This is a genomic window from Mycolicibacterium komossense, from assembly GCF_025822605.1.
Lineage (GTDB): Bacteria > Actinomycetota > Actinomycetes > Mycobacteriales > Mycobacteriaceae > Mycobacterium > Mycobacterium komossense.
The window spans coordinates 312,463-338,195 of record NZ_JACKTY010000012.1; the positions used below are offsets into that span (position 1 = coordinate 312,463).

A 25,733-nucleotide genomic window follows, 5' to 3' on the forward strand; every position below is an offset into this window, starting at 1 on the left:
GATCGTGGCTCATCGCGATGGGGCGGGACGGGTTCCAGCACAGACTGCTTGAGATGGAGGTGGCACGTGGCGTCGGCACCGCGGGTACCTCAGCAGCGTCTACGGCCCAGCGTCACTGCCGGTGTGCCGTTGGCGGCGCTGGCGGCGGCCGTGGGCGCGGTGTCGGCTGATGCCGGGGCGGTCCTCGATGTCCCGGTGAACGGGGTCACGCTGCGGGCGCAGGACGTCCTGCCGGGCGATCTGTTCGCCGCGCTGCCCGGTTCTTCCTCGCACGGTGCGCGGTACGCGGCCGACGCGGTCGCGCGCGGGGCGGTGGCCGTGTTGACCGACGACGCCGGACTCGCTGCTCTCGCCCAGCCGATCGGGGTGCCCGTGCTGGTGCACGCGACGCCGCGCGCCGTCCTCGGGCCGGTGGCCGCGCAGGTTTTCGGCCGCCCGTCGGAGGCCCTCACGGTCGTCGGCGTCACGGGTACCTCGGGTAAGACCACCACCGCCTATCTGGTCGAGGCGGGATTGCGCGCCGCCGGCCGGACCGCGGGGCTGATCGGGACCGTCGGGATCCGGATCGCCGGTGCCGACGTGCCGAGCGCGCTGACCACGCCGGAGGCCCCTGCCGTGCAGGGTCTGCTCGCGCTGATGGTCGAGCGCGGTGTCGATACCGCGGTGATGGAGGTGTCCAGCCACGCGCTGTCGCTGGGACGGGTCGACGGGGTGCGCTTCGCGGTCGGCGGCTTCACCAACCTGTCGCGCGATCATCTGGACTTTCATCCGACCATGGCGGACTACTTCGAAGCCAAGGCAAGACTTTTCGATCCGGAGTCCCCGCTACACGCGCAGCGATCCGTGATCTGTGTCGACGACGACGCCGGCCGCGCAATGGCGGCTCGGACGCCAGGGGCGATCACCGTCAGTGCCGCGCGGCAGCCGGGGAAGGCCGACTGGACAGTCAGCGATATCGCGCACCTGCCCAGCGGCGGACAGGACTTCACCGCCATCGACCCGGCCGGTGTGCACCACCGCATCGGTATCCGGCTGCCTGGTAGCTACAACATCGCGAACTGCCTTGTCGCACTTGCCATCCTGGATTCCGTCGGGGTGGCGCCCGAACAGGCCGTTCCCGGTCTGTCCGAGGCGCGGGTGCCGGGCCGGCTGGAGCCGGTGGAAAAGGGTCAAGACTTCGTGGCGCTGGTCGACTACGCGCACAAGCCCGGCGCGCTGCGGGCAGTGCTGGAGACGCTGCGCAACCAGGTCACCACCACACGGCTCGCCGTGGTGTTCGGTGCGGGCGGCAATCGCGATGCCGGCAAGCGGGCGCCGATGGGTGCCGTCGCGGCCGAGCTGGCCGACCTCGTCGTCGTCACCGACGACAATCCACGCGATGAGGAGCCCGCCGTGATCAGAGCTGCCATCACGGCGGCGGCCTCCGGTGGACGAGCGGAGGTGGTCGAGATCGGTGACCGTCGCGCAGCCATCGACCACGCCGTCGCCTGGGCCCGGCCCGGTGATGTGGTGCTGATCGCGGGGAAGGGTCATGAATCGGGTCAGACCGCGGGCGGGCAGACGCGCCCGTTCGACGACCGCGCCGAGCTCGCCGCATCCCTGACCGCGCTGGAGCACCGCGCATGATCGACCTTTCGCTGGCGCAGATCGCCGAGATCGTCGGTGGCCGGCTCACTGATATCTCCGCAGCCGAGGCCCAGCACACCTATGTCACCGGCACCGTCGAATTCGACTCTCGGGCGGTCGGCGCCGGCGGCCTGTTCCTGGCGCTGCCCGGTGCCCGGGTCGACGGCCACGACCACGCGCAGGCCGCGGTGGCCGCGGGTGCCGTCGCGGTGCTGGCCGCGCGGCCGGTCGGGGTGCCCGCCATCGTGGTGACGCCGGTTCCTGGTGACGTCAGTGCGAGCGTGCTCGAACACGACCTCGACGGTTCCGGTGCCGCGGTGCTCGCCGCGCTGGCCGCACTGGCCGCCGCGGTAGCCGAGCGACTCGTGGCGGGTGGGCTGACCATCGTTGGGGTGACCGGCTCCTCGGGCAAGACCTCGACCAAGGATCTGCTGGCCGCAGTGCTCGCCCCGCTGGGTGAGGTGGTGGCCCCGCCGGGCTCGTTCAACAACGAGTTGGGGCATCCGTGGACAGTGCTGCGCGCGACGCCGGACACCGACTATCTGATCCTGGAGATGTCGGCGCGGCACCCGGGCAACATCGCTGCGCTGGCGGCCATCGCGCCGCCGCAGATCGCGGTCGTGCTCAACGTCGGCACCGCACACCTGGGTGAGTTCGGTTCGCGCCAGGCCATCGCCGACACCAAAGCCGAGCTGCCGCAGGCGGTTTCGGAGTCCGGCGTGGTGGTACTGAATGCCGATGATTCGGCGGTGGCGGCCATGGCGAAGGTGACCGCAGCGCGGGTGGTGCAGGTCAGCCGAGAGAACTCTGCCGCGGACGTCTGGGCCGGTGACGTCACCCTCGACGAGCTGGCGCGGGCGCGGTTCACCCTGCACTACCAGGACAACAACACAGTCGACATCGCGCTCGCAGTGCACGGCGATCACCAGGTGTCCAACGCGCTGTGCGCGGCCGCGGTCGCCCTGGAATGCGGAGCGAGCGGTGAACAGGTAGCTGCGGCGCTGGCCGCGGCGGGTCCGGTGTCCCAGCACCGGATGGCCGTCACGAATCGCGCCGACGGCGTGACCGTCATCAACGACGCTTACAACGCCAACCCCGATTCGGTGCGCGCCGGCCTGGCCGCGCTGGCCTGGATGGCCCGCGGCGGCGACGGCCGGGGGCGGGAACGCCGCCGCAGTTTCGCCGTGCTCGGTGAGATGGGGGAGCTCGGTGACGACGCAATTTCCGAGCATGACCGCATCGGCCGGCTGGCGGTGCGCTTAGATGTGTCTCGACTCGTCGTCGTCGGAACCGGGAGGGCTATGAGCGCCATGCACCACGGGGCGGTCATGGAGGGGTCTTGGGGCGCCGAGGCCTCCCAGGTCGACGATGTCGATGCCGCCCTGACGTTGCTACGGGCGGAGCTGCAGCCCGGTGATGTGGTGCTGGTGAAGGCGTCCAAATCGGCGGGCCTGGTGGCGTTGGCCCAGGCGTTGACCGCCGACAGCGGGGATACCCACCCATGAGACTGATTCTGATCGCCGTCGGGATTTCTCTGACGGTGTCCATTCTGCTGACGCCGGTGCTGATCAGACTGTTCACCCGGCAGGGTTTCGGCCACGAGATCCGCGAGGACGGGCCACCCAGCCACAAGACCAAGCGCGGCACCCCGTCGATGGGTGGCGTGGCCATCCTCGCCGGTATCTGGGCCGCCTACCTGGGCACCCATCTGGTCGGCGCGGCCCTCGACGCCGACGCCCCCTCGGCGACGGGCCTGCTGGTTCTCGGGTTGGCCACCGCGCTGGGCGCCGTCGGCTTCATCGACGATCTGATCAAGATCCGCCGGTCGCGCAACCTCGGCCTGAACAAGACCGCCAAGACCATCGGGCAGCTCACCGCGGCCGTGCTGTTCGGCGTGCTGGTCCTGGGTTTTCGCAATTCCGACGGTCTGACCCCGGGCAGCCCCGAGCTGTCCTATGTCCGGGAGATCGCCACGGTCACCCTGGCGCCCGCGCTGTTCGTGCTGTTCGTCGTGATCGTGGTCAGCGCCTGGTCGAACGCCGTCAACTTCACCGACGGGCTCGACGGCCTGGCGGCGGGCAGCATGGGCATGGTGTCGGCGGCCTATGTGCTGATCACGTTCTGGCAGTACCGCAACGCGTGTGCGACATCGCCCGGCCTCGGCTGCTACAACGTGCGCGACCCGCTGGACCTGGCGATCATCGCCGCCGCTACCGCCGGCGCCTGTATCGGTTTCCTGTGGTGGAATGCCGCGCCGGCCAAAATCTTCATGGGCGATACCGGGTCGCTTGCCCTCGGCGGCATCATCGCCGGCATTTCGGTGACCAGCCGGACCGAGGTCCTCGCGGTGGTGCTGGGTGCGCTGTTCGTGGCGGAGATCGTCTCGGTCGTCGTGCAGATCCTGGCATTCCGCACCACGGGGCGACGGGTGTTCCGGATGGCGCCGTTCCATCATCATTTTGAGCTGGTCGGTTGGGCCGAAACCACGGTGATCATCAGGTTCTGGCTGCTGACCGCCATCGCCTGCGGTCTCGGGGTGGCGCTGTTCTACGGTGAGTGGCTCAGCGCCATCGGTGCCTGATGGGGGAGCCGTCGGCGCCCGACCCGGATCGTGAACTGGCGCCGCTGGCGCCGGGTGCCCGGGTCCTCGTGGTCGGTGCCGGTGTCACCGGCCGTGCAGTGCTGGCGGCGTTGACGCCGCTGGGTGCGCTCGCCGACCTGACCGACGACAACCCGATGGCGTTGGAACCGTTCGCCTACAACGGGGTGCGGGTGATCGACGCGGATTCGGCTGCGCAGCGGGTCGCGGAGTATGCGCTGGTGGTGATCAGTCCCGGCCTGCCGCCGACGGCGCCGATCCCGGTGGCCGCCGCGGCCGCCGGGGTGCCCGTTTGGGGTGACGTCGAACTGGCTTGGCGGCTGGACCGATCCGGCCGGCAGGGGCCGCCGCGGCGCTGGCTGGTGGTGACCGGGACCAATGGCAAGACCACCACGACCTCGATGCTGCAGGCCATGCTGACCGCGGCAGGTCTGCACAGCCTGTTGTGCGGCAATATCGGCAGCCCGGTGCTCGACGTCCTCGGCGAACCCTCGGAGTTCCTGGCCGTGGAACTGTCCAGTTTCCAGCTGTTCTGGTCATCGTCGCTGCGGCCGGAAGCAGGGGTGGTGCTCAACATCGCCGAGGACCACCTGGACTGGCATGGCTCGTTGGAGCATTACGTCGGCGCCAAGGCCCGCGCCCTCGACGGCCGCGTCGCCGTGGTCGGACAGGACGATCCGCTCGCCGCCGGTCTGCTCGATACCGCAGGTGCCGCGGTGCGGGTCGGCTTCGTGCTCGGGGAGCCGGGGCCCGGTCAGCTGGGTGTGCGTGACGGGATGCTGGTGGACCGTGCGTTCGGCGGTGGCGACCAGGACGGCGTGGCATTGGCACCCGTCGACAGCATCGCCGTCGCGGGACCCGTCGGGGTACTCGACGCGCTGGCTGCCGCGGCGCTGGCCCGGGCGGTCGGGGTGGCGCCGGCGGCGATCGCCGCCGCGCTGGCGCAGTTCCAGGTGGGCCGGCACCGTGCCGAGGTGGTGGCGGTCACCGAGGACGGGATCAGCTGGGTCGACGATTCGAAGGCGACCAACCCGCACGCCGCCGAGGCGTCGCTGCAGGCCTATTCGCGGGTGGTTTGGGTCGCCGGCGGCATGCTCAAGGGCGCCTCGGTCGAGGACCTGGTCGCCCGGATGGCGAATCGCCTGGTGGGAGTCGTGCTGATCGGCCGCGACCGCGCAGATATCGCCAAGGCGTTATCACGACACGCGCCCGATGTCCCCGTCGTAGAGGTTGTGACAGGGGAGGATGCTGGGGTGCATGAGACTAGTGGGTCTTCTGTGACTCATGTGACTAACGGGTCGGGGGAGATCGGACCACGGGTGATGGCGGCGGTCGTCGCGGCAGCCCGCCGACTCGCGACGCCAGGCGACACCGTGCTGTTGGCGCCCGCAGGTGCGTCGTTCGACCAATTCACCGGCTACGCAGACCGCGGCGACCAGTTCGCCGCCGCCATCCGTTTCTCCTTCACCTCGGGGCAGTAGGCCGCGGTGGCCACGATCTTCTCCCGGCGGCGCAACCGGGCTGCCGACTCCGTCGCAGCCTCGGCTGACCCCGACGCCACAACCGGCCCGGTGACCACACCCGCGGTAACCGCGGACGCCGCGCCACTCACCCGCAAGCGGTACGTGCGCAATCCGTTCGGCGTCTGGCTGTCGCGGCCCATGACGTCGTTCCACCTGGTCATCGCCGTGGCCGCCCTGCTGGTCACTCTTGGTCTGATCATGGTGCTGTCGGCCTCCGGGGTGCACTCCTACGACTCCGACGGTTCGCCGTGGGCCATCTTCGGCAGACAGGTGCTCTGGACCATCGTCGGGTTGGTGGCGTTCTACATCGCGATTCGGGTCCCGGTCAGTCTGATGCGCCGGACGGCATTTCCCGCCTTCGCGGTGACGATCGTGTTGATCGCGCTGGTGCTCGTGCCCGGAATCGGCCACGAGTCCAACGGATCTCGGGGTTGGTTCGTGGTGGCCGGCCTGTCCATGCAGCCCTCCGAGCTGACCAAGATCGCGTTCGCGATCTGGGGTGCGCACCTGCTTGCGGCGCGCCGCATGGAGCGGGCGTCGCTGCGCGAGATGCTGGTTCCGCTCGTCCCGGGTGCGGTGGTCGCGCTGGCCCTGATCGTCGCGCAGCCCGACCTCGGGCAGACGGTGTCGTTGAGCATCATCTTGCTGGCTCTGTTGTGGTACGCCGGTCTCCCACTGCGGGTCTTCCTCAGCTCGCTGGTGGCGGCTGTCGGCGCCGCCGCGATTCTCGCGGTCTCCGAGGGTTACCGCTCCGATCGGGTGCGGTCCTGGCTCGACCCCAGTGCGGACTCCCAGGGCTCGGGGTATCAGGCCAAGCAGGCCAAGTTCGCGCTGGCCAACGGCGGCGTGTTCGGCGACGGCCTCGGACAGGGCACCGCCAAGTGGAACTACCTGCCCAACGCGCACAACGATTTCATCTTCGCCATCATCGGCGAGGAACTCGGGCTGGTCGGTGCCGTCGGCCTGCTGGCACTGTTCGGCCTGTTGGCGTACACGGGTATGCGGATCGCGCGGCGCTCGGCTGACCCGTTCCTGCGACTGCTCACCTCCGCGGCCACCATGTGGATCATCGGTCAGTCGTTCATCAATGTCGGTTACGTCATCGGTCTGCTGCCGGTCACCGGAATTCAGCTACCGCTGATATCTGCGGGCGGGACATCCACCGCTACAACACTTTTCATGATCGGCGTGATTGCGAACGCGGCCAGGCACGAACCAGAGGCGGTGGCCGCGCTGCGGGCGGGCGGCGAGGACAAGATGAACCGCCTGCTGCGGCTGCCGCTACCCGAGCCGTATTCACCGACCCGGGTCGAGGCGCTGCGGGACCGGCTCAAGGCCAAACCCAGGCAGGCCGCCACCGCAGGCAAGACCAGGGCCAAACCCAAAAACAGACCGGTTGCCGCAGGCAAGACGAAGGCGGCCAAGCAGCCGGCGAAGACGCGCAAAACCGTGGCCGCGCGCAGACCCGCGCAGATCTATGCGGGTGACGGCGGGTCGCGGCGGTCGGGGCATCATGGAGGCGGTCAGCGCGCGGCACGCGAGGCGGTTGGCCAACCGGGCCGCTCCGGTGGAAAGATCGCCCGGGGCGGGATCCCAGCCCGGGGCGGTGAACCGCTACCGGGGGACAAGCGGGGTAAGCGAACACTGGAAGGTCAGCGTTACGGGTGAAGGACCACGCTCCACTGTCGGTGGTGCTCGCAGGCGGCGGTACGGCGGGACATATCGAACCCGCGATGGCTGTCGCTGACGCACTGACTGCCCTGGATCCACAGGTGCGCATCACTGCATTGGGCACCGCCCGCGGCCTGGAGACCCGCCTTGTTCCCGGGCGCGGTTACCGGCTGGAGCTGATCACCCCGGTCCCACTGCCGCGTAAACCCAATGTCGACCTGGCCAGACTGCCGCTGCGGGTGCGCCAAGCCGTCCGCCAGACCAGGGCGGTCCTCGACGCTGTCGACGCCGACGTGGTCATCGGTTTCGGCGGCTACGTCGCGCTGCCGGCCTACCTGGCCGCGCGCGGCGGACCGCCGTGGGCACGAGGTGCGCGCCGGATTCCTGTCGTGATCCACGAGGCCAACGCCAGCGCAGGGATCGCCAACAAAGTCGGTGCCCGTTCGGCGGCCCGGGTCCTGTCTGCGGTGCCGGACTCCGGACTCCGGAACGCCGAGGTGGTCGGGGTCCCGATCAGGGCCGCCATCACCGATCTCGACCGGTCGGCACTGCGGGCCGAAGCCAGGGCCCATTTCGGCTTCGCCGAGGACGCTGTCGTGCTGCTGGTCTTCGGTGGTTCCCAGGGTGCGGCGGCGATCAACCGGGCGGTCTCGGCGGCGGCGGGACCGCTGGCCGAACGCGGTATCGCGGTACTGCACGCGCACGGCCCGAAGAACACCCTCGATCTGCGGACCGCCGCATCCGGGGACCCGCCGTATGTCGCGGTGCCCTATCTGGACCGGATGGACCTGGCCTATGCGGCGGCCGATCTGGCGATCTGCCGGTCCGGGGCGATGACGGTCGCCGAGGTGTCGGCCGTCGGGCTACCCGCGGTGTACGTGCCGCTGCCGATCGGTAACGGCGAACAACGGCTCAACGCGCTGCCAGTGGTCAACGCCGGTGGCGGTCTGCTGGTCGCCGACGTCGATCTGACCCCGGCCTATGTCGCCGACGTGGTCGGCGCCCTGCTCGCCGACCCGGACCGGCTCGCTGCGATGACGGTGGCGGCGGGTCATGTCGGGCACCGCGACGCCGCCCGACGGGTGGCGCACGTCGCGATGGATGTCGCGCACCGGGCCAGACAGGCGAGTGGCCGATGAGCGCGTCGCTACCCGAGGATCTTGCGCGGGTGCACATGGTCGGTATCGGCGGTGCCGGGATGTCGGGCATCGCACGGATCCTGCTCGACCGCGGGGCGCTGGTCTCCGGATCCGACGCCAAGGAATCCCGTGGTGTGCTGGCGCTGCAGGCCCGCGGTGCGCAGATCCGGATCGGCCACGACGCGTCGTCGTTGGACCTGTTGCCCGGGGGCCCGACCGCGGTGATCACCACCCACGCCGCCATCCCCAAGACCAACCCCGAGCTGGTCGAGGCCGATCGGCGCGGCATCCCTGTGATGATGCGTCCAGTCGTGCTCGCCAAGCTGATGGCCGGTGACACCACACTGATGGTCACCGGGACCGCCGGTAAGACGACGACGACCTCAATGCTCATTGTGGCGTTGCAGCACAGTGGTTTTGATCCATCATTCGCTGTCGGTGGCGATCTCGGTGGTCCCGGTACCAACGCGCATCACGGCAGCGGCGCCTATTTCGTGGCCGAAGCCGACGAAAGTGACGGATCGCTGGTGCAGTACCGGCCCGACATCGCGGTAGTGACGAACATCGAAGCTGACCATCTCGACTTCTTCGGCAGCGAGCAGGCCTATGTCGACGTCTTCGACGCGTTCGTGGACCGCCTGCAACCCGGTGGCGTCGTGTTGGTGTGCACCGACGATCCAGGGGGCGCCGCTTTTGCCGAACGCACTGCGGCGCGGGGGATTCGGGTGCTTCGATACGGCAGCGGCGATCGCCCCGACCTGGCTGGCGCGTTACTTGAGTGGCAGCAGCGGGGCACCAGCGCGGTGGCAGAAGTGCAGCTGGCTGGGGAGAGCAATCCGCGTGCCATGCGACTTGCGGTACCCGGCCGGCACATGGCGCTCAACGCGCTGGCGGCACTGTTGGCCGCGATCCAGGTCGGCGCCGCCCCGGACAAGGTACTCGAGGCGTTGGCCGGATTCGAGGGTGTGCGCCGCCGATTCGAGTTGGTGGGCACCGCCGACGGGATCCGGATCTTCGACGACTATGCCCACCATCCGACGAAGGTGACGGCGGCGCTGACGGCCGTGCGCGCGCTCGCGACGGAATCGGGTGGCCGCGCCATCGTCGTCTTCCAACCCCATTTGTATTCCAGGACCAAGGCTTTCGCCGCAGAGTTCGGTGCGGCATTGAGTATCGCCGACCGGGTATTCGTCTTGGACGTCTACGCCGCGCGTGAGCAACCGCTGATCGGGATCAGTGGAGCGACCGTCGCCGAACACGTCACCGTCCCGGTGACTTATCTGCCGGATTTCTCGAAGGTCGCCGACCGGGTTGCCGAAGTGGCCAGGCCCGGGGACGTCATCGTCACCATGGGCGCTGGCGACGTCACCATGCTCGCCCCGGAGATCGTGAACGCGGTGCGGGTCAGAGCCGATCGCGACAACCCGGGGCGATCACTGTGACCGAGTCCGGCGAGCCCACCACCGAGCCGATACCGGCCGAGCCCGAAGAGGATTCGACCGCACCCGACGAGCAGGCAGCGCCGGCCGGGGGCGAGCAGGCCGATGAGGACGACTTCGAGGGCCCACGGCGGCGCGCCCGTCGCGAACGCGAGGAACGTCGCATCGCCCAGGCCAGGGCCGTCGCGATCGAGGATGCCAGGCGCGAAGCCAAGCGCAAGGTACTGGGGGCGACCACCGCGGCGCCCAAGCCCGTTGCGCGAGGCGCGATCCGGGGTCTGAAAGTGATGATCTGGACGGTGGTTCTGGCGTTGGCCGCGGTCGGCCTGGGTCTGCTGCTGTATTTCACGCCGTTGATGTCGGCACGGAATCTGGTGGTCATCGGTACCGGCGTCGTCACCCGCGAGGAGATCCTCGATTCGGCCAAGGTGGCGCCCGGTACACCGCTGCTGCAGATCGATACCGATCAGGTCGCCGACCGCATCGCGGCGATCCGCCGGATCGCCAGTGCTCGGGTGCAGCGGGAGTATCCGTCCACGTTGCGTATCACTGTCGTGGAGCGGATCCCGATCGTCGTCAAGGACTTTCCCGACGGCCCGCATCTCTATGACCGTGACGGAGTCGACTTCGCCACCGGACCGCCGCCGCCGGCACTGCCGTATCTCGATGTCGATAACCCCGGACCTGGCGATCCGCCGACCAGGGCGGCTCTGCAGGTGATGACGGCACTGCGCCCAGAGGTGGCCGGGCAGATCGGCCGGATCGCGGCCCCATCGGTGGCGTCGATCACGCTAACGCTGGCCGACGGCCGCGTGGTGGTGTGGGGGACCACCGACCGGACGCAGGAAAAAGCGGACAAACTCGCCGCTCTGCTGACGCAGCCCGGACAAACCTACGACGTGTCGAGCCCGGATCTGCCCACCGTCAAGTAGGCAGTTCCGGGCACCGCACACGGCGCGGGAACGGCCGGTCCTAGAACAGCGTGTACCCGCCGTCGACGACGAGCACGGTCCCGGACATGAAGCTGGCGGCGTCGGAGGCCAGGAAGACCATCGCCGGGCCGAGCTCGTCGGGCATGGCGTAGCGGCCCTGAGCAGAATCCTCGAGCCACATCCGTCGGTACTGCGGGTCGTCCACCGGAGACATATCGGTCTTGATATAGCCGGGAGCCAGCGCATTCACCCGGACACCGAAGGGCGCCCATTCGGCCGCAAGGGATTTCGTGAGTTGATGCACAGCCGCCTTGGAGGCGTTGTACGCCGGTTGCAGCTGTGGGCGGTTGACGATCATCGCCGATATCGACCCGACGTTGACAATCGAACCGGAGCCCCGGTCGACCATCTGTCGACCGACTGCCTGCGACATATTCCACAGCGCAGTCACATTGGTATCGAACACGTATGACCACTCGTCGGGGGTGACCTCCAGGGCCGGCCGGTGGATACACGCGCCGGCGTTGTTGACCAGGATATCGATGACCCCAACGGCAGCGGTCGTCTCGTCGACCACCGCTCGCACGCCGGCGGCGTCGGTCAGGTCACCCAGAATGACGGTGGCCTTGCGGCCGAGCTGCTCGATTTCGTTCTTCACCACGTCAGCGGCATCGGCGTCACGGCCGTGGATGACGATGTCGGCGCCGGCCTCCGCGAGGGCTGTCGCAAAAGCCCGGCCCAGACCGCGGGTGGCTCCGGTGACGAGCGCAGTACGTCCGGTGAGCATGAATCTGTCGATAACGGACACGGGATACCTTTCCTAGGATTTCGTTGATGTTGTGCAGCGATGACGAACGCTCATCGAAGTTGGACGATGGCGTCGGCCGCCGCCTTGGTCGACGCGATGCGCCGGGCGTTGGGTTCGTCGACGGAATCCACCCAGGCCTGTGCTTGCACGGTGCTGCGACCGTGGTCGATGTGCCTGGCCACCAGGCCGTTACGGCGCAGCTCGTCATCGACGTCGACGTACCAGCATTCGTCGATCAGGGCGCGCACCGGTTCCCAGCCGTCGCTGTCCAGAAGCAGGTAGTTGCCCTCGGTGATGACCAGTGGCGCTGTCGCCGGGATGCGGATCGCACCGGCGACGGCGATCTCGGCACTTCGGTCGAACCGCGGTACCACGACGTCCTCGCCGGCCCGGATCCGTCTCAGCGCGGAGGCGAACCCGGCTGCGTCGAAGGTGTCCGGCGCTCCCTTGCGGGCCCGCCGGCCCAGCACCTCCAACAGCTCGTCGGCCAGGTGGAACCCGTCCATGGCGAGCAACGCGCTTCCGGGAACGCGGGCGATGAGCTCCGCGGCCAGGGTGGACTTGCCGGCGCCCGGTGCACCGGCAAGTCCGATCACGCGGCGGCCCGGTCCGCGGGCCGCTACCTCTTTGGCCCGGGCCACCGCAGCCTCGATGCCGACGATCGTCGGTATCACTGCTGATCCGTCATTCGCCGTATCGACAACCGTCACTTGATCAGTCCGGCGCCCTTGTACAGGTCGATGTACTCGCCGGCGTTGTCCTTGGTGATCAGCGGGTTACCGACCTTGAGGTCGACGGTAGTCTCGGCGCCGGTCAGCAGATCGTGGGCCGCCTTCATGTTCAGCTTGGCCAGTTCCTGCGCATTCTGTAGAGCGGTGGCGGTCATCGTGCCCTGCTCGATGAGCATCGTGGCTTCGGGGGTGCCATCCACGCCGTAGGCCTGAATGCCGTCAAACCCGTTGCGGCCCTTAATCGCTTCGAGAGCTCCGCTGGCCATGTTGTCGTTCATCGAGACGATGGCGTCGATGTGCGGATGGGCCAGTGACCAGTCCTCCATCAGTTTCATCGCCTCGTCTTTGTTCCAGTTAGCGGTGTTTTCGTCCAGGATCGTGACATCGGGGCGCTTGTCGAAGAACTCGGTCTTCCAGGCGTTGCGGCGGTTGGTGCTGTGGAAGTTGCCCGGAGGGCCGTTCAGCACCACTACCTTGGCGTTCTGTGGAATACGGTCGAGCGCCACCTTGGCGACGATCGCGCCCTGGTCGTAGGGATTGGCGTCGATCGAACTCGCACCGTTGACGCCGTCGACGCGTGGGTTGGTCGTGATGGTGACTATGCCCGCGTCGACGGATCGCTGGATGTAGGGGAGTTGGGCTTCATTGTTGTTGGCCTGCACGATGATCGCGTCGTAGTTGTTGGCCACTGCGTTCTCGATCTGGGTGTTCTCGACGTCGTCGCTGGCCTGCCCGTCGAAGATGTCGAGTTTGATGTCCTGGTACTTGCCTGCTTCGGCCTTCATCTCGTTGGCCAGCCAGGCGGCGAACGAATCGGATTGCGCGCGAGCGATGTAAGCCACCCGGAAGCCGTCGCCGTTGTCCTTGGAACTGGATGAACAGGAAGCCAGACTCATCACGGCCAGGGCCGCGAGGGCGGTGCACTTGAACCTGGTGGACAGATGTTTCATCTCGTCTCCTCTATGAGATCGCCGGTAGGCCGGCACTGAGTTCGGGCCTGATGGCCCTGTGTTCGGTAGATATGTTCAGCTACAACGGATGTCAAGAGGGTCAGGTCTGATGTCTCGCACCGCTGTTGTCGGTGACCGGATCGTCGACGGCATCGGACTCCTTGTCGGCCCGACCGTCGGTGCCGCGCTCGTGGAGGATGATGGTCCGGCCGCGGCCACGTCGTTGTTTACTCCACACGTCGTAGGCGACTGCCGCGGCGATGATCACGCCCATGACGATCTGTTGGATGTACGAGCCGACTCCGGTGAGATTCATGATGTTGCCGAGCACGCCCACGATGAGTGCCCCGGCGAGGGTTCCTGCCGTGGTGCCGACGCCGCCCGAGAAGCTGGTGCCGCCGATGATGGGCGCGGTGATGGCCTGCAATTCGTATCCGACACCCGCGTTGGGCAATCCGGCGTTGACCCGGGCCATGAAGATGACACCGGCGAAGCCGACGAGCGCACCGTTGAACAGGAAGGCCTGGTACTTCACGCGCTCGACGGCGATGCCTGCGGCGCGGGCGGCCTCGCCGTTGCCGCCGACGGCATACAGCGAACGCCCGTAACGGGTTTGCGTCATCACGTACCAGACGATCAGCGTGATGACTGCCAGAAACAGCGTCGGCAACGGAAGCCACCCGAGCGAGCCCTGGCCGAGTTTCACAAAGTCACCGAGCTGAAGGATGTTCTGGCCGTCGGTGAGTTCCAGGACCGCACCCCTGGCCACCATCATCATGCCGAGCGTGACGATGAACGCCGGGGTTTTCAGCGTCGCGACCAGGAAGGCGTTGACCAGATTGCACGCCATGCCGACCAGGACTCCGACGATCACCGCCACCACAAGACTCTGTGAGCTCTTGAAGGCCATCACCGACGCCACTCCGGCCAGTGCCATGACCGCTCCGGCGGACAGATCGATCATGCCGCTGATGATCAGCATCATCGCCCCGTAGGCCAGGATGGTGATGACGGCGACCTGTCGCAGCACGTTGGTGGCGTTGCCCGGAGTGAGAAAGTTCGGGCTGAGGAGACTGGCTACGATCACCACCGCCGCCAGGATCAGAAATATCGAATATCTACCGTTATCAAGGCCTTTGATCCGAGAAAGCATGTTCATCCCACCTCGATTTCGTCCATCGCGTGTTTGAGGATCGTTTCTTGCGAGTACTGATCGGGAGTCAGCTCCGCGGTCAGCCGCCCGGCCGACATCACGTAGATGCGGTCGCACATCCCGATGAGTTCGGGCATCTCCGAGGAGATCATCAGGATTCCGCGGCCTTGGCCGGCAAGTTCGGTCATGATCTTGTAGATCTCGAACTTCGCGCCGACATCGACCCCGCGGGTGGGCTCGTCGAGCAGAAGTACCACCGGGTCGGCGATCAGCCAGCGTGCCAGCAGCACCTTCTGCTGGTTGCCCCCGGACAGCGATCTGATGGGCGTTTCGATACTCACCGACTTGACCCGCATGCGGTCGAAATATTCACGGGCCAGCTTCTTTTCGAATCCAGTTCGGGTGAACCCGCCATGGATGACCTTCTTCAGGCTGGCCAGGGTGGCGTTCTTCTTGATGCTCAGGTCGGGAATGATGCCGATGAGCCGCCGGTCCTCGGAGAGCATCGCCACCCCGTGGGCGATGGCGGTGCGGGGGTTGCGGATGTCCACCACACTGCCGTTGATCTCGACCCGTCCGCTGTCGAGTCGGTCCAGTCCGAAGATCGCCTGGACCACCTCACTGCGGCCCGCGCCGATCAAGCCGGCCAGCCCGACGATTTCGCCCGCCCGTACCTCGATCGAGATGTCCTCGAAGAGATTCTTGCTACGGAGCTCGGTGGCGCGCAAGACCGGGGCGCCCAGGGGGACGGTCTCTTTCGGATAGGCGTGATGGTCGAGGTCGCGGCCGACCATCTGCGCGATCACGCGCCCGGAGTCGACCGTCGAGGCGGCCTGGCTGCTGACCACGGTGCCGTCGCGTAACACCGTGATGTCGTCGGCGAGTTCGAAGACCTCGTCCATCTTGTGCGAGATGTAGATGATCGACTTACCTTGTTCGCGAAGCATTCTGATCTTGGTGAACAGCGACTCCACCTCACGGTGCGCGATCGCCGACGTGGGCTCGTCCATGATGAGCACGTCGGCGCTGTGATACACCGAGCGCAGAATTTCGAGCATCTGCACCTCGGACACCGTCAGACTGCTCAGTGGCCGGTTGATCGCGTAGTCCAGGCCTTCCTCGGCCAGAATGCGCTTGGCTTCGCGACGGATGAACCGCCAGTTGACGCGGCCGAACTTGGTGGGCAGGTTGCCCATGAAGAAGCTCTCGGCGATCGTCATGTTCGGCACGTAGTTGAGTTCCTGCGAGATCATCGCTATCCCGTGCTCGCGGGCATGGATCGGGTTGCGGATCTTCACGGGCTTCCCGCCGACGCGGATCTCGCCGGCGTCGGGCTGGTAGATGCCGTTGATGACTTTCATCAACGTCGACTTCCCGGCCCCGTTCTCGCCGCACACCGCGTGGACCGTACCCGGTCGAATATCGAACGAGACACCCTGCAGCGCAACGACTCCTGGGAACATCTTGACTACGTCGCGCACCGCCAGCAGGGGCGTGGTCACGACGCTGCCCGCGCCTCGGCAACCGGGTCGTCGATGCGGGTGACACCGGGCCGCACGATACGTTTGAGACTGTCGACGGCGCCTTCGCCGGTGAGTGCGTCGACCACCTGCTCCAGACCGTAGACGTGGGTGACCAGCGAGTCGAGCTCGACCTGCCCGGATTCGACCAGTGCGCGGGCAAGCGGCCAGGTGCCGGTGTAGCGGAAGGTGCCGGTGACGTTGAGTTCGCGCATCGCGACGTCGGGAACCGACAGCGGGATCTCGTCGGCGCTGCCGACGAGCACCACGGTGCCGCCCGGGCGAGTGGCGCGGATCCCCGCCTGAATTGCCGGGACCGCACCGGAAGCATCGATGAAGACGTGTGCGGCAAGGTCGTCCAGAGATTCCACAGCGGGATCGACGACGCGGGTGACTCCGTAGGTCTTGGCGAGTGCACGCCGGGCCGGATTGATATCGGAGACAATGACTTCCGTCGCTCCGAAGGCGCGGGCGCTCTGTGCGGCGATGATGCCGATCGGGCCGCCGCCGGCGATCAGGACCCGGTCACCGACTTTGGTGCCACCCTTCTGCGCGGCGGCGATACCCACCGAGAGCGGCTCCAGCAGTGCTCCGGCGTCGTCGCTGATCGAATCGGGAAGGTCATAGGCGAAATCGTCCTGGATCGTCACGTATTCGCAGAACGCGCCGTCGATGGGCGGTGTGGCGTAGAACTCCATCTTGGGGCACAGGTTGTAGTCGCCCGCTTTGCAGAACTCGCAGACGCGACACGGGCGCTGCGGTTCGATGGCGACCCGCTTTCCGATCCGGGCAGGGTCGACATCGGCGCCGACGGCAACGATCTGGCCGCTGACTTCGTGGCCGAGGATCATCGGAGCGTTGACGATGTAGTCGCCGATGCGGCCGTGCTGGTAGTAGTGCACGTCCGAACCACAGACCCCGACGCTGGCCACCTGGATGAGCACTTCGTCGTCGGCCGGCTGGGGGACCGGGCGTTCTTCGAGGACGATCGTCTTGATCTCGGTCAGGACGCTGGCGCGCATCTTCTCGGGGATCTGCCCCATGTTGTTCACTCCTGCTCGTAGTGGTTCGCAAACTCTCGGGTGTCACGGAGTTCTGGCGTTCGCGCCCAAGTCGATCGACCGGATACGCCGACCCGGTGGACTGCAACCCTGTGTCGGTGGACACATTAGTAAGCGCTTACGTAAGCGCTTACGCTAGCAGGCAAGTGTGGGCTGGACAACACATTCGTGCCGAGGGGAGTGGCTGGCGCTCATCGCGACAAGGAGCTGTCGTCAGGGCAACCGCAGGACTCCCGGTGGATGAAACGCGGCGGCAGCTCGATGGTCTGCGGCGCGCGCGCGGGGTCGGCGATGCGTTCGAGCAGCAGCCGGACCGCATGCCTGCCGATTTCGTCGATTCGTTGGGCTACCACGGTCAGGCGCGGCCGAAACAGGTCGGCCCATTCGAAATCGTCGAAGGACACCAGCGCGATATCGCGGGGGACCTCCAGCCCCAACCCGCGAAAGCCCTTCATCGCCCCGATGGTCATTCGGTTGTTCGCTGCCAGAATCGCGGTGGGCGGGTCCGACAGTGACATCAGCTGGTGGACGGTGGCCGCGGCGCGGTCGGGATCGCCGGCCTCGGTGATAAGCAGTTGCTCGTCGACCGCCAATCCGCTGCGCCGCATGCCCAATCGAAAGCCCTCGGCGCGAGCCAGGGTGGTGGTCAGTCCGGCCGGCCCGGACACCAGGGCGATGCGCCGATGGTTGTTCGCGGCCAGGTGTTCGACCAACAGGCTGGCCGCCTCGATGTTCTCGCTACCGACCTGGTCGAACCGGTCGGAGGCGAGGCGGTCGACCAGCACGACTGCCAATCCTCGGTCGGCGAGGTAGTCCAGCGCACCGCTGTCCGGATCGCATGACGGGGCGATCAGGTACCCGTCGACGCGCCGCTGATGCAGCGACCGGATGGCGCGGAACTCTTCTTCGGCGTCATCGAGGGTGTCGGCGAGCAGGAGTGAGTATCCGGCCCGGCGAATCTCGGTCTCTATCGCGTGGACGAGATCGATGAAGTAGGGATTGGAGATGGCCGCCATGGCCAGGCCGATGGTCTTGGTGCTGGAGGCGGCGAGCGATCGGGCGACGGTGTTATGGGTATAGCCCGTGCGGTCGATGGCCTCCAGGACGCGCAACCGGGTGCTTTCCTTGACGAAGCGCGTGCCGTTAAGGACGTGCGAAACCGTCGCCGTCGACACGCCTGCGCTCACGGCAACATCGACCATGGTCACCATCGCCACACCTCCTCAACGAACGATGTCGGCCACGAGCCTAGGGGTTCGAGACCGATACCGTAAGCGCTTACGTCTGCCGGTGTGGGCCGCGCCGCGCCTGGCTGACGGGTGGTCGCGACGCAGCGAAGAAATCCCGGCGCGTTTCGGCGCGCCTGCCGGATTACCTCCGGTGCCCGCCCTACCGTTCTGTTTACGCGGAACTACTTGACATAACTCTAAGCCTATGGTTGAGGTTGAGGGTTTGAAATCGGGGAACTCCGCCTCCAGACAAAGCTCCCAGGGAGGAAGGCGACAGATGACCCCCCCGCATAACTACCTCGCAGTCATCAAGGTGGTCGGCATCGGTGGCGGCGGCGTCAATGCCGTCAACCGAATGATCGAACAGGGCCTCAAAGGCGTCGAGTTCATCGCGATCAACACCGACGCCCAGGCGCTGTTGATGAGCGACGCGGATGTGAAACTCGACGTCGGCCGCGACTCGACTCGCGGGCTCGGAGCAGGTGCGGACCCCGAAGTGGGTCGCAAGGCCGCCGAGGACGCCAAGGATGAGATCGAGGAGCTTCTCCGGGGCGCCGACATGGTCTTCGTCACCGCGGGTGAGGGCGGCGGCACCGGCACCGGTGGCGCGCCCGTCGTCGCGACCATCGCCCGCAAGCTCGGCGCGCTGACCGTTGGTGTCGTCACCCGGCCGTTCTCCTTCGAGGGCAAACGGCGGTCCAATCAGGCCGAAGCGGGGATCACCTCGCTGCGCGAGAGCTGCGACACCCTGATCGTCATCCCGAACGACCGGCTCCTGCAGATGGGCGACGCCGCCGTATCGCTGATGGACGCGTTCCGTAGCGCCGACGAGGTGTTGCTCAACGGTGTGCAGGGCATCACCGACCTGATCACGACTCCCGGCCTGATCAACGTCGACTTCGCCGATGTCAAGGGCGTCATGAGTGGCGCGGGTACCGCCCTGATGGGTATCGGCGCCGCCCGCGGTGACGGCCGGGCGCTCAAAGCTGCGGAGATCGCCATCAACTCGCCGCTGCTGGAAGCCTCGATGGAAGGCGCCCAGGGCGTGTTGCTGTCCGTCGCGGGCGGCAGCGATCTCGGGCTGTTCGAGATCAACGAGGCCGCCTCATTGGTCCAGGACTCCGCGCACCCCGAGGCCAACATCATCTTCGGCACCGTGATCGACGACTCCCTGGGCGACGAGGTGCGGGTGACCGTTATCGCGGCAGGTTTCGAGGCCGGCTCGGCCGGTCGCAAACCCGTGGTCGGCACCGGTCAGGCGATCGCACCTGCCCGGGCGGGCAAGGTGGCGTCCGGGCTGTTCGAGCCGTCGGAAGCCGTCAGTGTCCCGTTGCACACCAATGGGGCGACGGTCAGTGTCGGCGGCGGTGACGATGACGATGACGTCGACGTGCCGCCCTTCATGCGCCACTAGCGGCTCCGGTCGCGTGCGGCCGGTGCGGGAATACTGGCGTACATGAGTTATGTAGTCCGGCGCGTGACCACCACCCGCGCGGGCGGGGTCTCCGCGCCGCCCTTCGACACCTTCAACCTCGGTGACCACGTCGGTGACGATCCGGCGGCTGTCGCGGCCAATCGCGCGCGATTGGCGAAGGCGACCGGTCTCGGTGCGGATCGGGTGGTCTGGATGAACCAGGTGCACAGCGACCACGTCGAATTGGTGGACACCGCACCCTCGCGCGCGTTCGACGAAACCGATGCGCTGGTGACCACAACCCGGCGGCTGGCTCTTGCTGTGGTGACGGCCGATTGCGTGCCGGTGCTGATGGCCGATGCGCGCGCCGGCGTCGTCGCGGCAGTGCACGCAGGCCGCGTCGGCGCACAGAGGGGAGTGGTGGCCCGCACGCTCGATGTGATGATCAAAGCGGGTGCCCACGCCGAAGATGTCTCGGTCCTGCTCGGCCCGGCGGTGAGCGGCCGCAATTACGAGGTGCCGCCCGCGATGGCCGACGAAGTGGAAGCCGCGTTACCCGGCAGCAGAACGCTCACGGCCAAGGGCACGTCGGGTCTGGACCTGCGGGCCGGAATCGCCAGACAGCTTAAGGATTTGGGAGTGACGGCAATTTCAGTCGACCCTCGGTGCACCGTGGCGGACCCGGCCCTGTTCAGTCATCGGCGCGACGCACCGACGGGCCGCCTTGCGTGTCTGGTGTGGCTGGAATGAACGCACCCACCGATCGCGAGACCGAATTGGCTGGCGCATTGGCAGCCCTGCGTCTGCGATTGAACCGGGCCGCGGAAAACGCCGGCCGCAAAGTCGAAGAAATTGAACTGCTGCCGATTACCAAGTTCTTTCCGGCAACCGATATCGCCATTCTGTTCGAATTGGGCTGTCGCGAGTTCGGTGAGGCGCGCGAACAGGAGGCAGCCGGAAAGGTCGCGGAAATCCCGACCTTGGTGAGTGGGCCGGCCGCCGACGTGCGCTGGCACATGGTCGGGCAGATCCAGCGCAACAAGGCCAAGGCGATCGCCGGCTGGGCTCACACGGCTCACTCGGTGAGCACCGCGAAGGTGGTGAGCGCGCTGGATCGCGGGGCGGCTCAGGCGCTGGCGGACGGTGGTCGCACCGAGCCGCTGCACATCTATATTCAGCTCAGCCTCGACGGCGACACAGCTCGCGGCGGTGTCGACGTCAACGACCGCGCCGCGGTGGACACCATCTGCGCGCAGGTGGCGGACGCGCAGGCTCTGGAATTGATTGGCGTGATGGGGGTTCCGCCGTTGGGAGTCGATCCTGAGCGCGCGTTCGCCCGGTTTGCCGACGAACATCGGCGGGTAATGGGAGATCATCCGCAGGCCACGGGCCTGTCTGCGGGGATGTCGGGCGACATGGAACTTGCCGTCAAACATGGCTCTACATGTGTGCGTGTCGGTACCGCGCTCATGGGGACTCGACCGCTAACGTCACCGGGAGTAGTCACTCCAGTCACATCTTCATCACAGGTACCAAACTTTCAGGGCTAGCCTTCGGGGCAGAGAAGGGCACGCGATGAGCACACTGCATAAGGTCAAGGCCTACTTCGGGATGGCGCCGATGGAGGACTACGACGACGAGTACTACGACGACGACGACCGTGGCGCAGCTCGTGGGGCGTACCCCCGCCGCGAGCGGTTCGCCGACGAAGGTTTCGAGCGCGGCGGCCGCTACGACGGACGCGAGTACGACGACGCCCATGATCCGCGCGACCCCCGCGACCCGCGGGTCGAGGCGGATTACCAGCCGGCCTACCGCGGCGGCTATGCGGATGAGCCCCGGTTCCGGCCCCGCGAATTCGACCGGCCCGCACCGCGGTTGGGCTCGCTGCGTGGATCGACCCGTGGCGCCCTGGCGATGGACCCCCGGCGGATGGCGATGCTCTTCGAGGAAGGCAGCGCGATGTCGAAGATCACCACCCTGCGTCCCAAGGACTACAGCGAGGCGCGCACCATCGGTGAGCGTTTCCGTGACGGCACCCCGGTGATCATGGACCTCGTCACGATGGACAACGCGGACGCCAAGCGTCTCGTCGACTTCGCCGCCGGTCTGGCGTTCGCTCTGCGGGGCTCCTTCGACAAGGTTGCGACCAAGGTTTTCCTGCTGTCGCCGGCCGATGTCGAGGTCACCCCGGAAGAGCGCAGGCGGATGGCCGAGGCCGGTTTCTACGCTTATCAGTGACAGCCTCTGCGTGACTGTGTCGCGCAGGATGGTCCCAGAGCCCTTGCCACAACAGGTGTGTTGAATCGGTAGGCTGGCTCGGTCGGTTGAGATGACCGACTGGTCGGTCCAGCCGTTGTCACCGACGGTGTCGGCTACATCACACACTCTTCAGTAAGGTCGGGCTCTTCGTTGGCGCTCTTCTTCGAAATTCTGGGCTTCGCGCTGTTTATCTTCTGGCTGCTGCTCATCGCCCGGGTCGTGGTCGAGTTCATTCGCTCGTTCAGCCGGGATTGGCATCCTCGGGGCTTCGTCGTGGTGATCCTCGAGGTCATCATGACGGTGACCGATCCGCCCGTGAAGCTGTTGCGTCGGCTGATTCCGCAGCTGACGATCGGTGCCATCCGATTCGATCTGTCCATCATGGTCCTGTTGCTGGTGGCGTTCATCGGCATGCAATTGGCATTCAGCGCCGCGGCCTGAGTCCGCGCGGGTCCCAGGCAAGTCCCGGACAACGAGTTCATGACGAGTTCGCCCGCGGTATGCCCGACTTCGGTGCGGCATTCGCGACTCTTTGAAATTCGCTCTTAATTATTGACCTCGCCCGCAACCGGCGGTTCTGGTGTGACAGGATGGACGCCAGTTACAGTACGGCTACCAACTCGGTCTATCGTTCTACACTTTCCAGATCGGTTCGACCATCCAGACTTGAGGGGGCAGACAATGCCGCTTACACCCGCCGACGTCCACAATGTGGCCTTCAGCAAGCCGCCCATTGGCAAGCGCGGCTATAACGAGGATGAAGTTGACGCCTTCCTCGACCTGGTGGAGAACGAGCTGACTCGCCTCATCGAGGAGAACGCCGACCTGCGGCAACGGGTCAATGAACTCGATCAGGAGCTCGCGGGCGCCCGCTCCGGCGGCGGCATCCAAGCGACCCAGTCAATACCTCAGTATCAGCCCGAACCCGAGCCCGAGCCCGAGCCCGAGCCGGCTCCCGTTCCGGTGCAGCCCGTGTACGAAGCACCGCCGCCGGCCCCGGTGAGCGAAGAGTCGCACATGAAGGCTGCGCGCGTGCTGGCGCTGGCCCAGGACACCGCGGACCGCCTGACCGGCACCGCCAAGTCGGAATCCGACAAGATGCTCGCCGACGCCAGGGCGAACGCAGACGCGATGATCAGCGAGGCCAAGCGCACCGCCGAGACTACGGTCACCGAAGCCCGCAACCGTGCCGATGCCATGTTGGCCGATGCGCAGACCCGGTCCGAGACCCAGCTGCGCCAGGCACAGGAGAAGGCCGACGCACTGCAGGCCGACGCCGAGCGCAAGCATTCCGAGATCATGGGCACCATCAACCAGCAGCGCACCGTGCTGGAGGGGCGCCTCGAGCAGCTCCGTACGTTCGAACGTGAGTACCGCACCCGCCTCAAGACCTACCTGGAATCGCAGCTCGAAGAGCTGGGCCAGCGTGGTTCGGCGGCCCCGGTCGACTCCAGCGCCAACAATGACGGCGGCGGCTTCAACCAGTTCAGCAGGGGAAACAACTGAGCCGGATCGATTTCCGGACCACAACAGCCCGCTGAGGGGATGATCGACCCATGCTGATCGTTGCGCTCATACTTGCCGTTGTCGGTCTCGCTGCCCTGGTGACCGCGGTGGTGACCAGCAACGAGCTGGTCGCCTGGGTCTGTATCGGTGCCAGCGTGATCGGCGTGATACTGCTGATCATCGACGCCATCCGCGAACGCCAGCACGTCGACAACGGCACGGCGGTGGCCGACGACGCAGAGCCGGGGGACGCTGTCGGTGGCGGTGAAGCCATCGACGAGACGTACAAGAACTTCGACGCCGAGTACCCGGACGAGGACGCGGCCGCTCCCGAGGCCGAGGGGCACACCGAGAGCTTGGAGACCGTCACCGCCGAACAGGCGGCTCCCGAGGAGACTCCGCCGGCGCGTCGGCCTGAGTCGAGCTAACTGGACTAGCGGTCGCTGATCGCCGCGCCCAGATGCCACGGGCGAGTCATTGACAAGCGGGAAATCCCTTGTCGCGCAGGAGGGTTTACCCGGTCACTCACCGAAGTTGCGTTCATTCTGAGGGGGCGCTTCGGTGTGACCCATGCGGACGGCGCGATCCACGCTGTCGGCGCTGGTGATGTCTTCGTTCTGCCGGCGGGCGGGAGTGAGCTTTCCCAGTCGACCGGGATTGCCGTCGTTGTCGTCCGGACAACCGGCGAGCTGCTCGCGCGCGAACGCCGCCGTCAGCGCGTGCCACGTTCGCCGGCGTCGCAGCATGTAGTGCCCCGCGCCGGCTATTCCGAACCATTGGGCGTCCACGCCGCGTTCGGTGGCGCGGAGGCACTGCCGGCGCGACGACTCGGGGTCGGTCCAGGTGTCTGCAGTGCCGTGCACGGTCAGTAGGCGAGTGCCGACCGGAATGAGTCCCGCGTCGGCGGTAGGCCACCACGGTGCCAGTGCGACGATTCCGCCGATATCGCGACGGTGCGCCAGATGCGCGGCGACCCGGCCGCCCATCGAATGACCTACGACGACAATCTGTTCGGGAGCGAACTGTTCGAGCAGGCCGTCGAGTGCTCGCTCTGCGTCGCGGACCGGGTCCAGGCGGGGTGCATTCCAGCCGCGCAGCCGGTAACGCACCTGTCTCACCTCGGTCGCCGCACCGAGTCGCCGCCGGAGCGCCATCCTCAGCAACGTCATCCGCAGATTGGCCATCTGCCGGGCTTTCGACGGAGCCGTACTGACCGGCTTGCCGCCGGGCAGCACCAGCACCGCGCCAGACGGAATGTTCGGAGTCTCCACCTTTGGTATTCGGAGCGGTCGGGACGCCGGACTGCTCTGGGTGGAAGTACCTGCGGTGCCATCGAGTAACGCTGTGTGGCACTACTATTCGATGGCACAGGAGGTTTTTGCGTGACGGTGCCGACGGCCGTCGGTAGAAATGGTGAAAGAGATCCGGGAATGGTCGTTGCGGCGGTGCCGGTGGTTGCCGAAAGAATGGCGGGTGGGCGAGCGTCCACGCCGAGTGTGACAATGGCAAACTCTGCGCATTCGACAGGCTACCGATGGTGTCGACGTCCAATCGTGACACCTGAGATCGGCAGTGGGGCAGCATGTTTAGCGACCGGCCTCGGGGAGGGCCAGGCTCGGCGAGGAGGGAATCGGCAGCTGATTCACAGCTCATGCCGGGCAAGTTTGCAGCTTTATCGGACGAAACTCCGAAGGCGGGGTATTCGGCGCGCAAAGTTGAGATCGCACTGTTATCTTCCTCATGTCAACGAAATGTGCGCAGGGTTAAGGGCAAGTGTGAACGCCCTCATTCCGCGCCGGCGAATCAGGGAGAACATGAAAGCCGTCAGTCGGGTGCTGGTAGCCCTTATCGCTGCTGTCGCAGCACTATTCGTCGGGACCGGCACCTCGCATGCTGGCTTGGACAATGAGCTGAGCCTGGTGGACGGACAGGGCCGGACCCTGACGATTCAGCAGTGGGACACGTTCCTCAACGGTGTGTTCCCNCTGGACCGCAACCGGCTGACCCGTGAGTGGTTCCACTCCGGGCGCGCTGTCTACTCGGTGACCGGCGCCGGATCCGACGAGTTCGCGGGCACCCTGGAGCTCGGCTACCAGGTCGGCTTCCCCTGGTCACTGGGTGTGGGCATCAACTTCTCCTACTCCACCCCGAACATCCTGCTCGACGACGC

The 25,733-nt window shown here is 66.7% G+C and carries 23 protein-coding genes and 1 pseudogene; 16 read left to right on the forward strand and 8 right to left on the reverse strand.

Features of this window, described 5'->3' with window-relative positions; all coding sequences use genetic code 11:
• Positions 1 to 66 precede the first annotated feature (66 nt).
• From H7J73_RS03445 to H7J73_RS03480, 8 genes are read left to right on the forward strand one after another with little or no spacing between them, the layout of a single operon-like run.
• Positions 67 to 1,626, forward strand: a complete 1,560-nt coding sequence (locus H7J73_RS03445) for a UDP-N-acetylmuramoyl-L-alanyl-D-glutamate--2,6-diaminopimelate ligase (protein ID WP_264065832.1) — start codon at positions 67 to 69, stop codon at positions 1,624 to 1,626.
• Positions 1,623 to 3,131: a UDP-N-acetylmuramoyl-tripeptide--D-alanyl-D-alanine ligase gene (locus H7J73_RS03450; RefSeq protein ID WP_264065833.1), complete on the forward strand. Its 1,509-nt coding sequence runs from the start codon at positions 1,623 to 1,625 to the stop codon at positions 3,129 to 3,131. The genes H7J73_RS03445 and H7J73_RS03450 overlap by 4 nt, the downstream gene beginning before the upstream one ends.
• Positions 3,128 to 4,207 carry a phospho-N-acetylmuramoyl-pentapeptide-transferase gene (gene mraY / locus H7J73_RS03455; RefSeq protein WP_264065834.1) on the forward strand — a complete coding sequence of 360 codons (1,080 nt, stop codon included), beginning with the start codon at positions 3,128 to 3,130 and terminating at the stop codon, positions 4,205 to 4,207. The genes H7J73_RS03450 and mraY overlap by 4 nt, the downstream gene beginning before the upstream one ends.
• Positions 4,207 to 5,706 carry a UDP-N-acetylmuramoyl-L-alanine--D-glutamate ligase gene (murD, locus tag H7J73_RS03460; protein ID WP_264065835.1) on the forward strand — a complete coding sequence of 500 codons (1,500 nt, stop codon included), beginning with the start codon at positions 4,207 to 4,209 and terminating at the stop codon, positions 5,704 to 5,706. Before mraY ends, murD begins: the two co-directional genes overlap by 1 nt.
• A gap of 6 nt (positions 5,707 to 5,712) precedes the next feature.
• Complete coding sequence (ftsW, locus tag H7J73_RS03465) at positions 5,713 to 7,416, forward strand: putative lipid II flippase FtsW (protein ID WP_264065836.1); 1,704 nt, start codon at positions 5,713 to 5,715, stop codon at positions 7,414 to 7,416.
• Positions 7,413 to 8,558, forward strand: a complete 1,146-nt coding sequence (gene murG, locus H7J73_RS03470) for an undecaprenyldiphospho-muramoylpentapeptide beta-N-acetylglucosaminyltransferase (RefSeq protein WP_264065837.1) — start codon at positions 7,413 to 7,415, stop codon at positions 8,556 to 8,558. The genes ftsW and murG overlap by 4 nt, the downstream gene beginning before the upstream one ends.
• Complete coding sequence (gene murC / locus H7J73_RS03475; RefSeq protein WP_264065838.1) at positions 8,555 to 10,000, forward strand: UDP-N-acetylmuramate--L-alanine ligase; 1,446 nt, start codon at positions 8,555 to 8,557, stop codon at positions 9,998 to 10,000. Before murG ends, murC begins: the two co-directional genes overlap by 4 nt.
• Positions 9,991 to 10,929, forward strand: a complete 939-nt coding sequence (locus H7J73_RS03480; protein WP_435405417.1) for a cell division protein FtsQ/DivIB — start codon at positions 9,991 to 9,993, stop codon at positions 10,927 to 10,929. The genes murC and H7J73_RS03480 overlap by 10 nt, the downstream gene beginning before the upstream one ends.
• Before the next feature lie 40 nt (positions 10,930 to 10,969).
• Here H7J73_RS03480 and H7J73_RS03485 read toward each other — a convergent pair whose 3' ends face one another.
• From H7J73_RS03485 to H7J73_RS03515, 7 genes are all read right to left on the reverse strand, one after another.
• Entirely contained in the window at positions 10,970 to 11,737 is a 768-nt protein-coding gene (locus H7J73_RS03485) for an SDR family NAD(P)-dependent oxidoreductase (protein WP_264065839.1), read from the reverse strand.
• 50 nt (positions 11,738 to 11,787) lie between these two features.
• Positions 11,788 to 12,447, reverse strand: coding sequence for a nucleoside/nucleotide kinase family protein (locus H7J73_RS03490; protein ID WP_264065840.1), 660 nt, complete (start codon positions 12,445 to 12,447; stop codon positions 11,788 to 11,790).
• The gene (locus H7J73_RS03495; RefSeq protein ID WP_264065841.1) at positions 12,444 to 13,418 is read right to left on the reverse strand and encodes a sugar ABC transporter substrate-binding protein; all 975 of its coding nucleotides are present in this window, start codon (positions 13,416 to 13,418) and stop codon (positions 12,444 to 12,446) included. Before H7J73_RS03495 ends, H7J73_RS03490 begins: the two co-directional genes overlap by 4 nt.
• Before the next feature lie 100 nt (positions 13,419 to 13,518).
• A complete protein-coding gene (locus H7J73_RS03500) occupies positions 13,519 to 14,571 on the reverse strand; it encodes an ABC transporter permease (protein WP_264065842.1) in 1,053 nt (350 codons plus the stop codon).
• A gap of 2 nt (positions 14,572 to 14,573) precedes the next feature.
• Positions 14,574 to 16,073, reverse strand: a complete 1,500-nt coding sequence (locus tag H7J73_RS03505; protein ID WP_264065843.1) for a sugar ABC transporter ATP-binding protein — start codon at positions 16,071 to 16,073, stop codon at positions 14,574 to 14,576.
• Positions 16,070 to 17,134: an NAD(P)-dependent alcohol dehydrogenase gene (locus H7J73_RS03510; protein ID WP_264065844.1), complete on the reverse strand. Its 1,065-nt coding sequence runs from the start codon at positions 17,132 to 17,134 to the stop codon at positions 16,070 to 16,072. The genes H7J73_RS03505 and H7J73_RS03510 overlap by 4 nt, the downstream gene beginning before the upstream one ends.
• A gap of 209 nt (positions 17,135 to 17,343) precedes the next feature.
• The gene (locus H7J73_RS03515; RefSeq protein ID WP_264065845.1) at positions 17,344 to 18,363 is read right to left on the reverse strand and encodes a LacI family DNA-binding transcriptional regulator; all 1,020 of its coding nucleotides are present in this window, start codon (positions 18,361 to 18,363) and stop codon (positions 17,344 to 17,346) included.
• Between the two features lie 295 nt (positions 18,364 to 18,658).
• Here H7J73_RS03515 and ftsZ point away from each other — a divergent pair, with 295 nt between their 5' ends.
• The 7 genes from ftsZ (at position 18,659) to H7J73_RS03550 (ending at position 23,991) form a co-directional block, all read left to right on the forward strand.
• On the forward strand, positions 18,659 to 19,795 hold the full coding sequence (gene ftsZ, locus H7J73_RS03520; protein WP_264065846.1) for a cell division protein FtsZ: 1,137 nt from the start codon (positions 18,659 to 18,661) through the stop codon (positions 19,793 to 19,795).
• A gap of 42 nt (positions 19,796 to 19,837) precedes the next feature.
• Positions 19,838 to 20,545, forward strand: coding sequence for a peptidoglycan editing factor PgeF (pgeF, locus tag H7J73_RS03525; RefSeq protein WP_264065847.1), 708 nt, complete (start codon positions 19,838 to 19,840; stop codon positions 20,543 to 20,545).
• Positions 20,542 to 21,345: a YggS family pyridoxal phosphate-dependent enzyme gene (locus H7J73_RS03530; RefSeq protein ID WP_264065848.1), complete on the forward strand. Its 804-nt coding sequence runs from the start codon at positions 20,542 to 20,544 to the stop codon at positions 21,343 to 21,345. Before pgeF ends, H7J73_RS03530 begins: the two co-directional genes overlap by 4 nt.
• A 25-nt stretch (positions 21,346 to 21,370) precedes the next feature.
• Positions 21,371 to 22,036 (forward strand): cell division protein SepF, encoded by a 666-nt coding sequence (locus tag H7J73_RS03535; RefSeq protein ID WP_264065849.1) that lies wholly within the window; start codon positions 21,371 to 21,373, stop codon positions 22,034 to 22,036.
• A gap of 171 nt (positions 22,037 to 22,207) precedes the next feature.
• Positions 22,208 to 22,498 (forward strand): YggT family protein, encoded by a 291-nt coding sequence (locus H7J73_RS03540; protein ID WP_264065850.1) that lies wholly within the window; start codon positions 22,208 to 22,210, stop codon positions 22,496 to 22,498.
• A gap of 240 nt (positions 22,499 to 22,738) precedes the next feature.
• Positions 22,739 to 23,563: a DivIVA-like cell division protein Wag31 gene (gene wag31, locus H7J73_RS03545; RefSeq protein ID WP_264065851.1), complete on the forward strand. Its 825-nt coding sequence runs from the start codon at positions 22,739 to 22,741 to the stop codon at positions 23,561 to 23,563.
• A 50-nt stretch (positions 23,564 to 23,613) separates the two neighbouring features.
• The gene (locus tag H7J73_RS03550) at positions 23,614 to 23,991 is read left to right on the forward strand and encodes a hypothetical protein (RefSeq protein ID WP_264065852.1); all 378 of its coding nucleotides are present in this window, start codon (positions 23,614 to 23,616) and stop codon (positions 23,989 to 23,991) included.
• Positions 23,992 to 24,291: 300 nt separating this feature from the next.
• On the opposite strand, the pseudogene H7J73_RS33805 reads toward H7J73_RS03550, so the two are convergent.
• Positions 24,292 to 24,747 (reverse strand): annotated as a pseudogene (locus tag H7J73_RS33805) (dienelactone hydrolase family protein); the annotation flags it as partial.
• A 630-nt stretch (positions 24,748 to 25,377) separates the two neighbouring features.
• On the opposite strand from H7J73_RS33805, the gene H7J73_RS03560 reads away from it, so the two are divergent.
• A partial coding sequence (locus H7J73_RS03560) for an MspA family porin (RefSeq protein ID WP_264065854.1) occupies positions 25,378 to 25,733 on the forward strand: 356 nt, incomplete at its 3' end.

Bases quoted from the DNA above. Each gene is read 5' to 3' on its own strand.
- H7J73_RS03450 (WP_264065833.1), top strand. From the start codon at position 1,623: ATGATCGACCTTTCGCTGGCGCAGATCGCCGAGATCGTCGGTGGCCGG.
- mraY (WP_264065834.1), top strand. From the start codon at position 3,128: ATGAGACTGATTCTGATCGCCGTCGGGATTTCTCTGACGGTGTCCATT.
- murD (WP_264065835.1), top strand. From the start codon at position 4,207: ATGGGGGAGCCGTCGGCGCCCGACCCGGATCGTGAACTGGCGCCGCTG.
- murC (WP_264065838.1), top strand. From the start codon at position 8,555: ATGAGCGCGTCGCTACCCGAGGATCTTGCGCGGGTGCACATGGTCGGT.
- H7J73_RS03495 (WP_264065841.1), bottom strand. From the start codon at position 13,418: ATGAAACATCTGTCCACCAGGTTCAAGTGCACCGCCCTCGCGGCCCTG.
- H7J73_RS03500 (WP_264065842.1), bottom strand. From the start codon at position 14,571: ATGCTTTCTCGGATCAAAGGCCTTGATAACGGTAGATATTCGATATTT.
- H7J73_RS03510 (WP_264065844.1), bottom strand. From the start codon at position 17,134: ATGGGGCAGATCCCCGAGAAGATGCGCGCCAGCGTCCTGACCGAGATC.
- H7J73_RS03515 (WP_264065845.1), bottom strand. From the start codon at position 18,363: ATGGTGACCATGGTCGATGTTGCCGTGAGCGCAGGCGTGTCGACGGCG.
- ftsZ (WP_264065846.1), top strand. From the start codon at position 18,659: ATGACCCCCCCGCATAACTACCTCGCAGTCATCAAGGTGGTCGGCATC.
- pgeF (WP_264065847.1), top strand. From the start codon at position 19,838: ATGAGTTATGTAGTCCGGCGCGTGACCACCACCCGCGCGGGCGGGGTC.
- H7J73_RS03530 (WP_264065848.1), top strand. From the start codon at position 20,542: ATGAACGCACCCACCGATCGCGAGACCGAATTGGCTGGCGCATTGGCA.
- H7J73_RS03535 (WP_264065849.1), top strand. From the start codon at position 21,371: ATGAGCACACTGCATAAGGTCAAGGCCTACTTCGGGATGGCGCCGATG.
- wag31 (WP_264065851.1), top strand. From the start codon at position 22,739: ATGCCGCTTACACCCGCCGACGTCCACAATGTGGCCTTCAGCAAGCCG.
- H7J73_RS03550 (WP_264065852.1), top strand. From the start codon at position 23,614: ATGCTGATCGTTGCGCTCATACTTGCCGTTGTCGGTCTCGCTGCCCTG.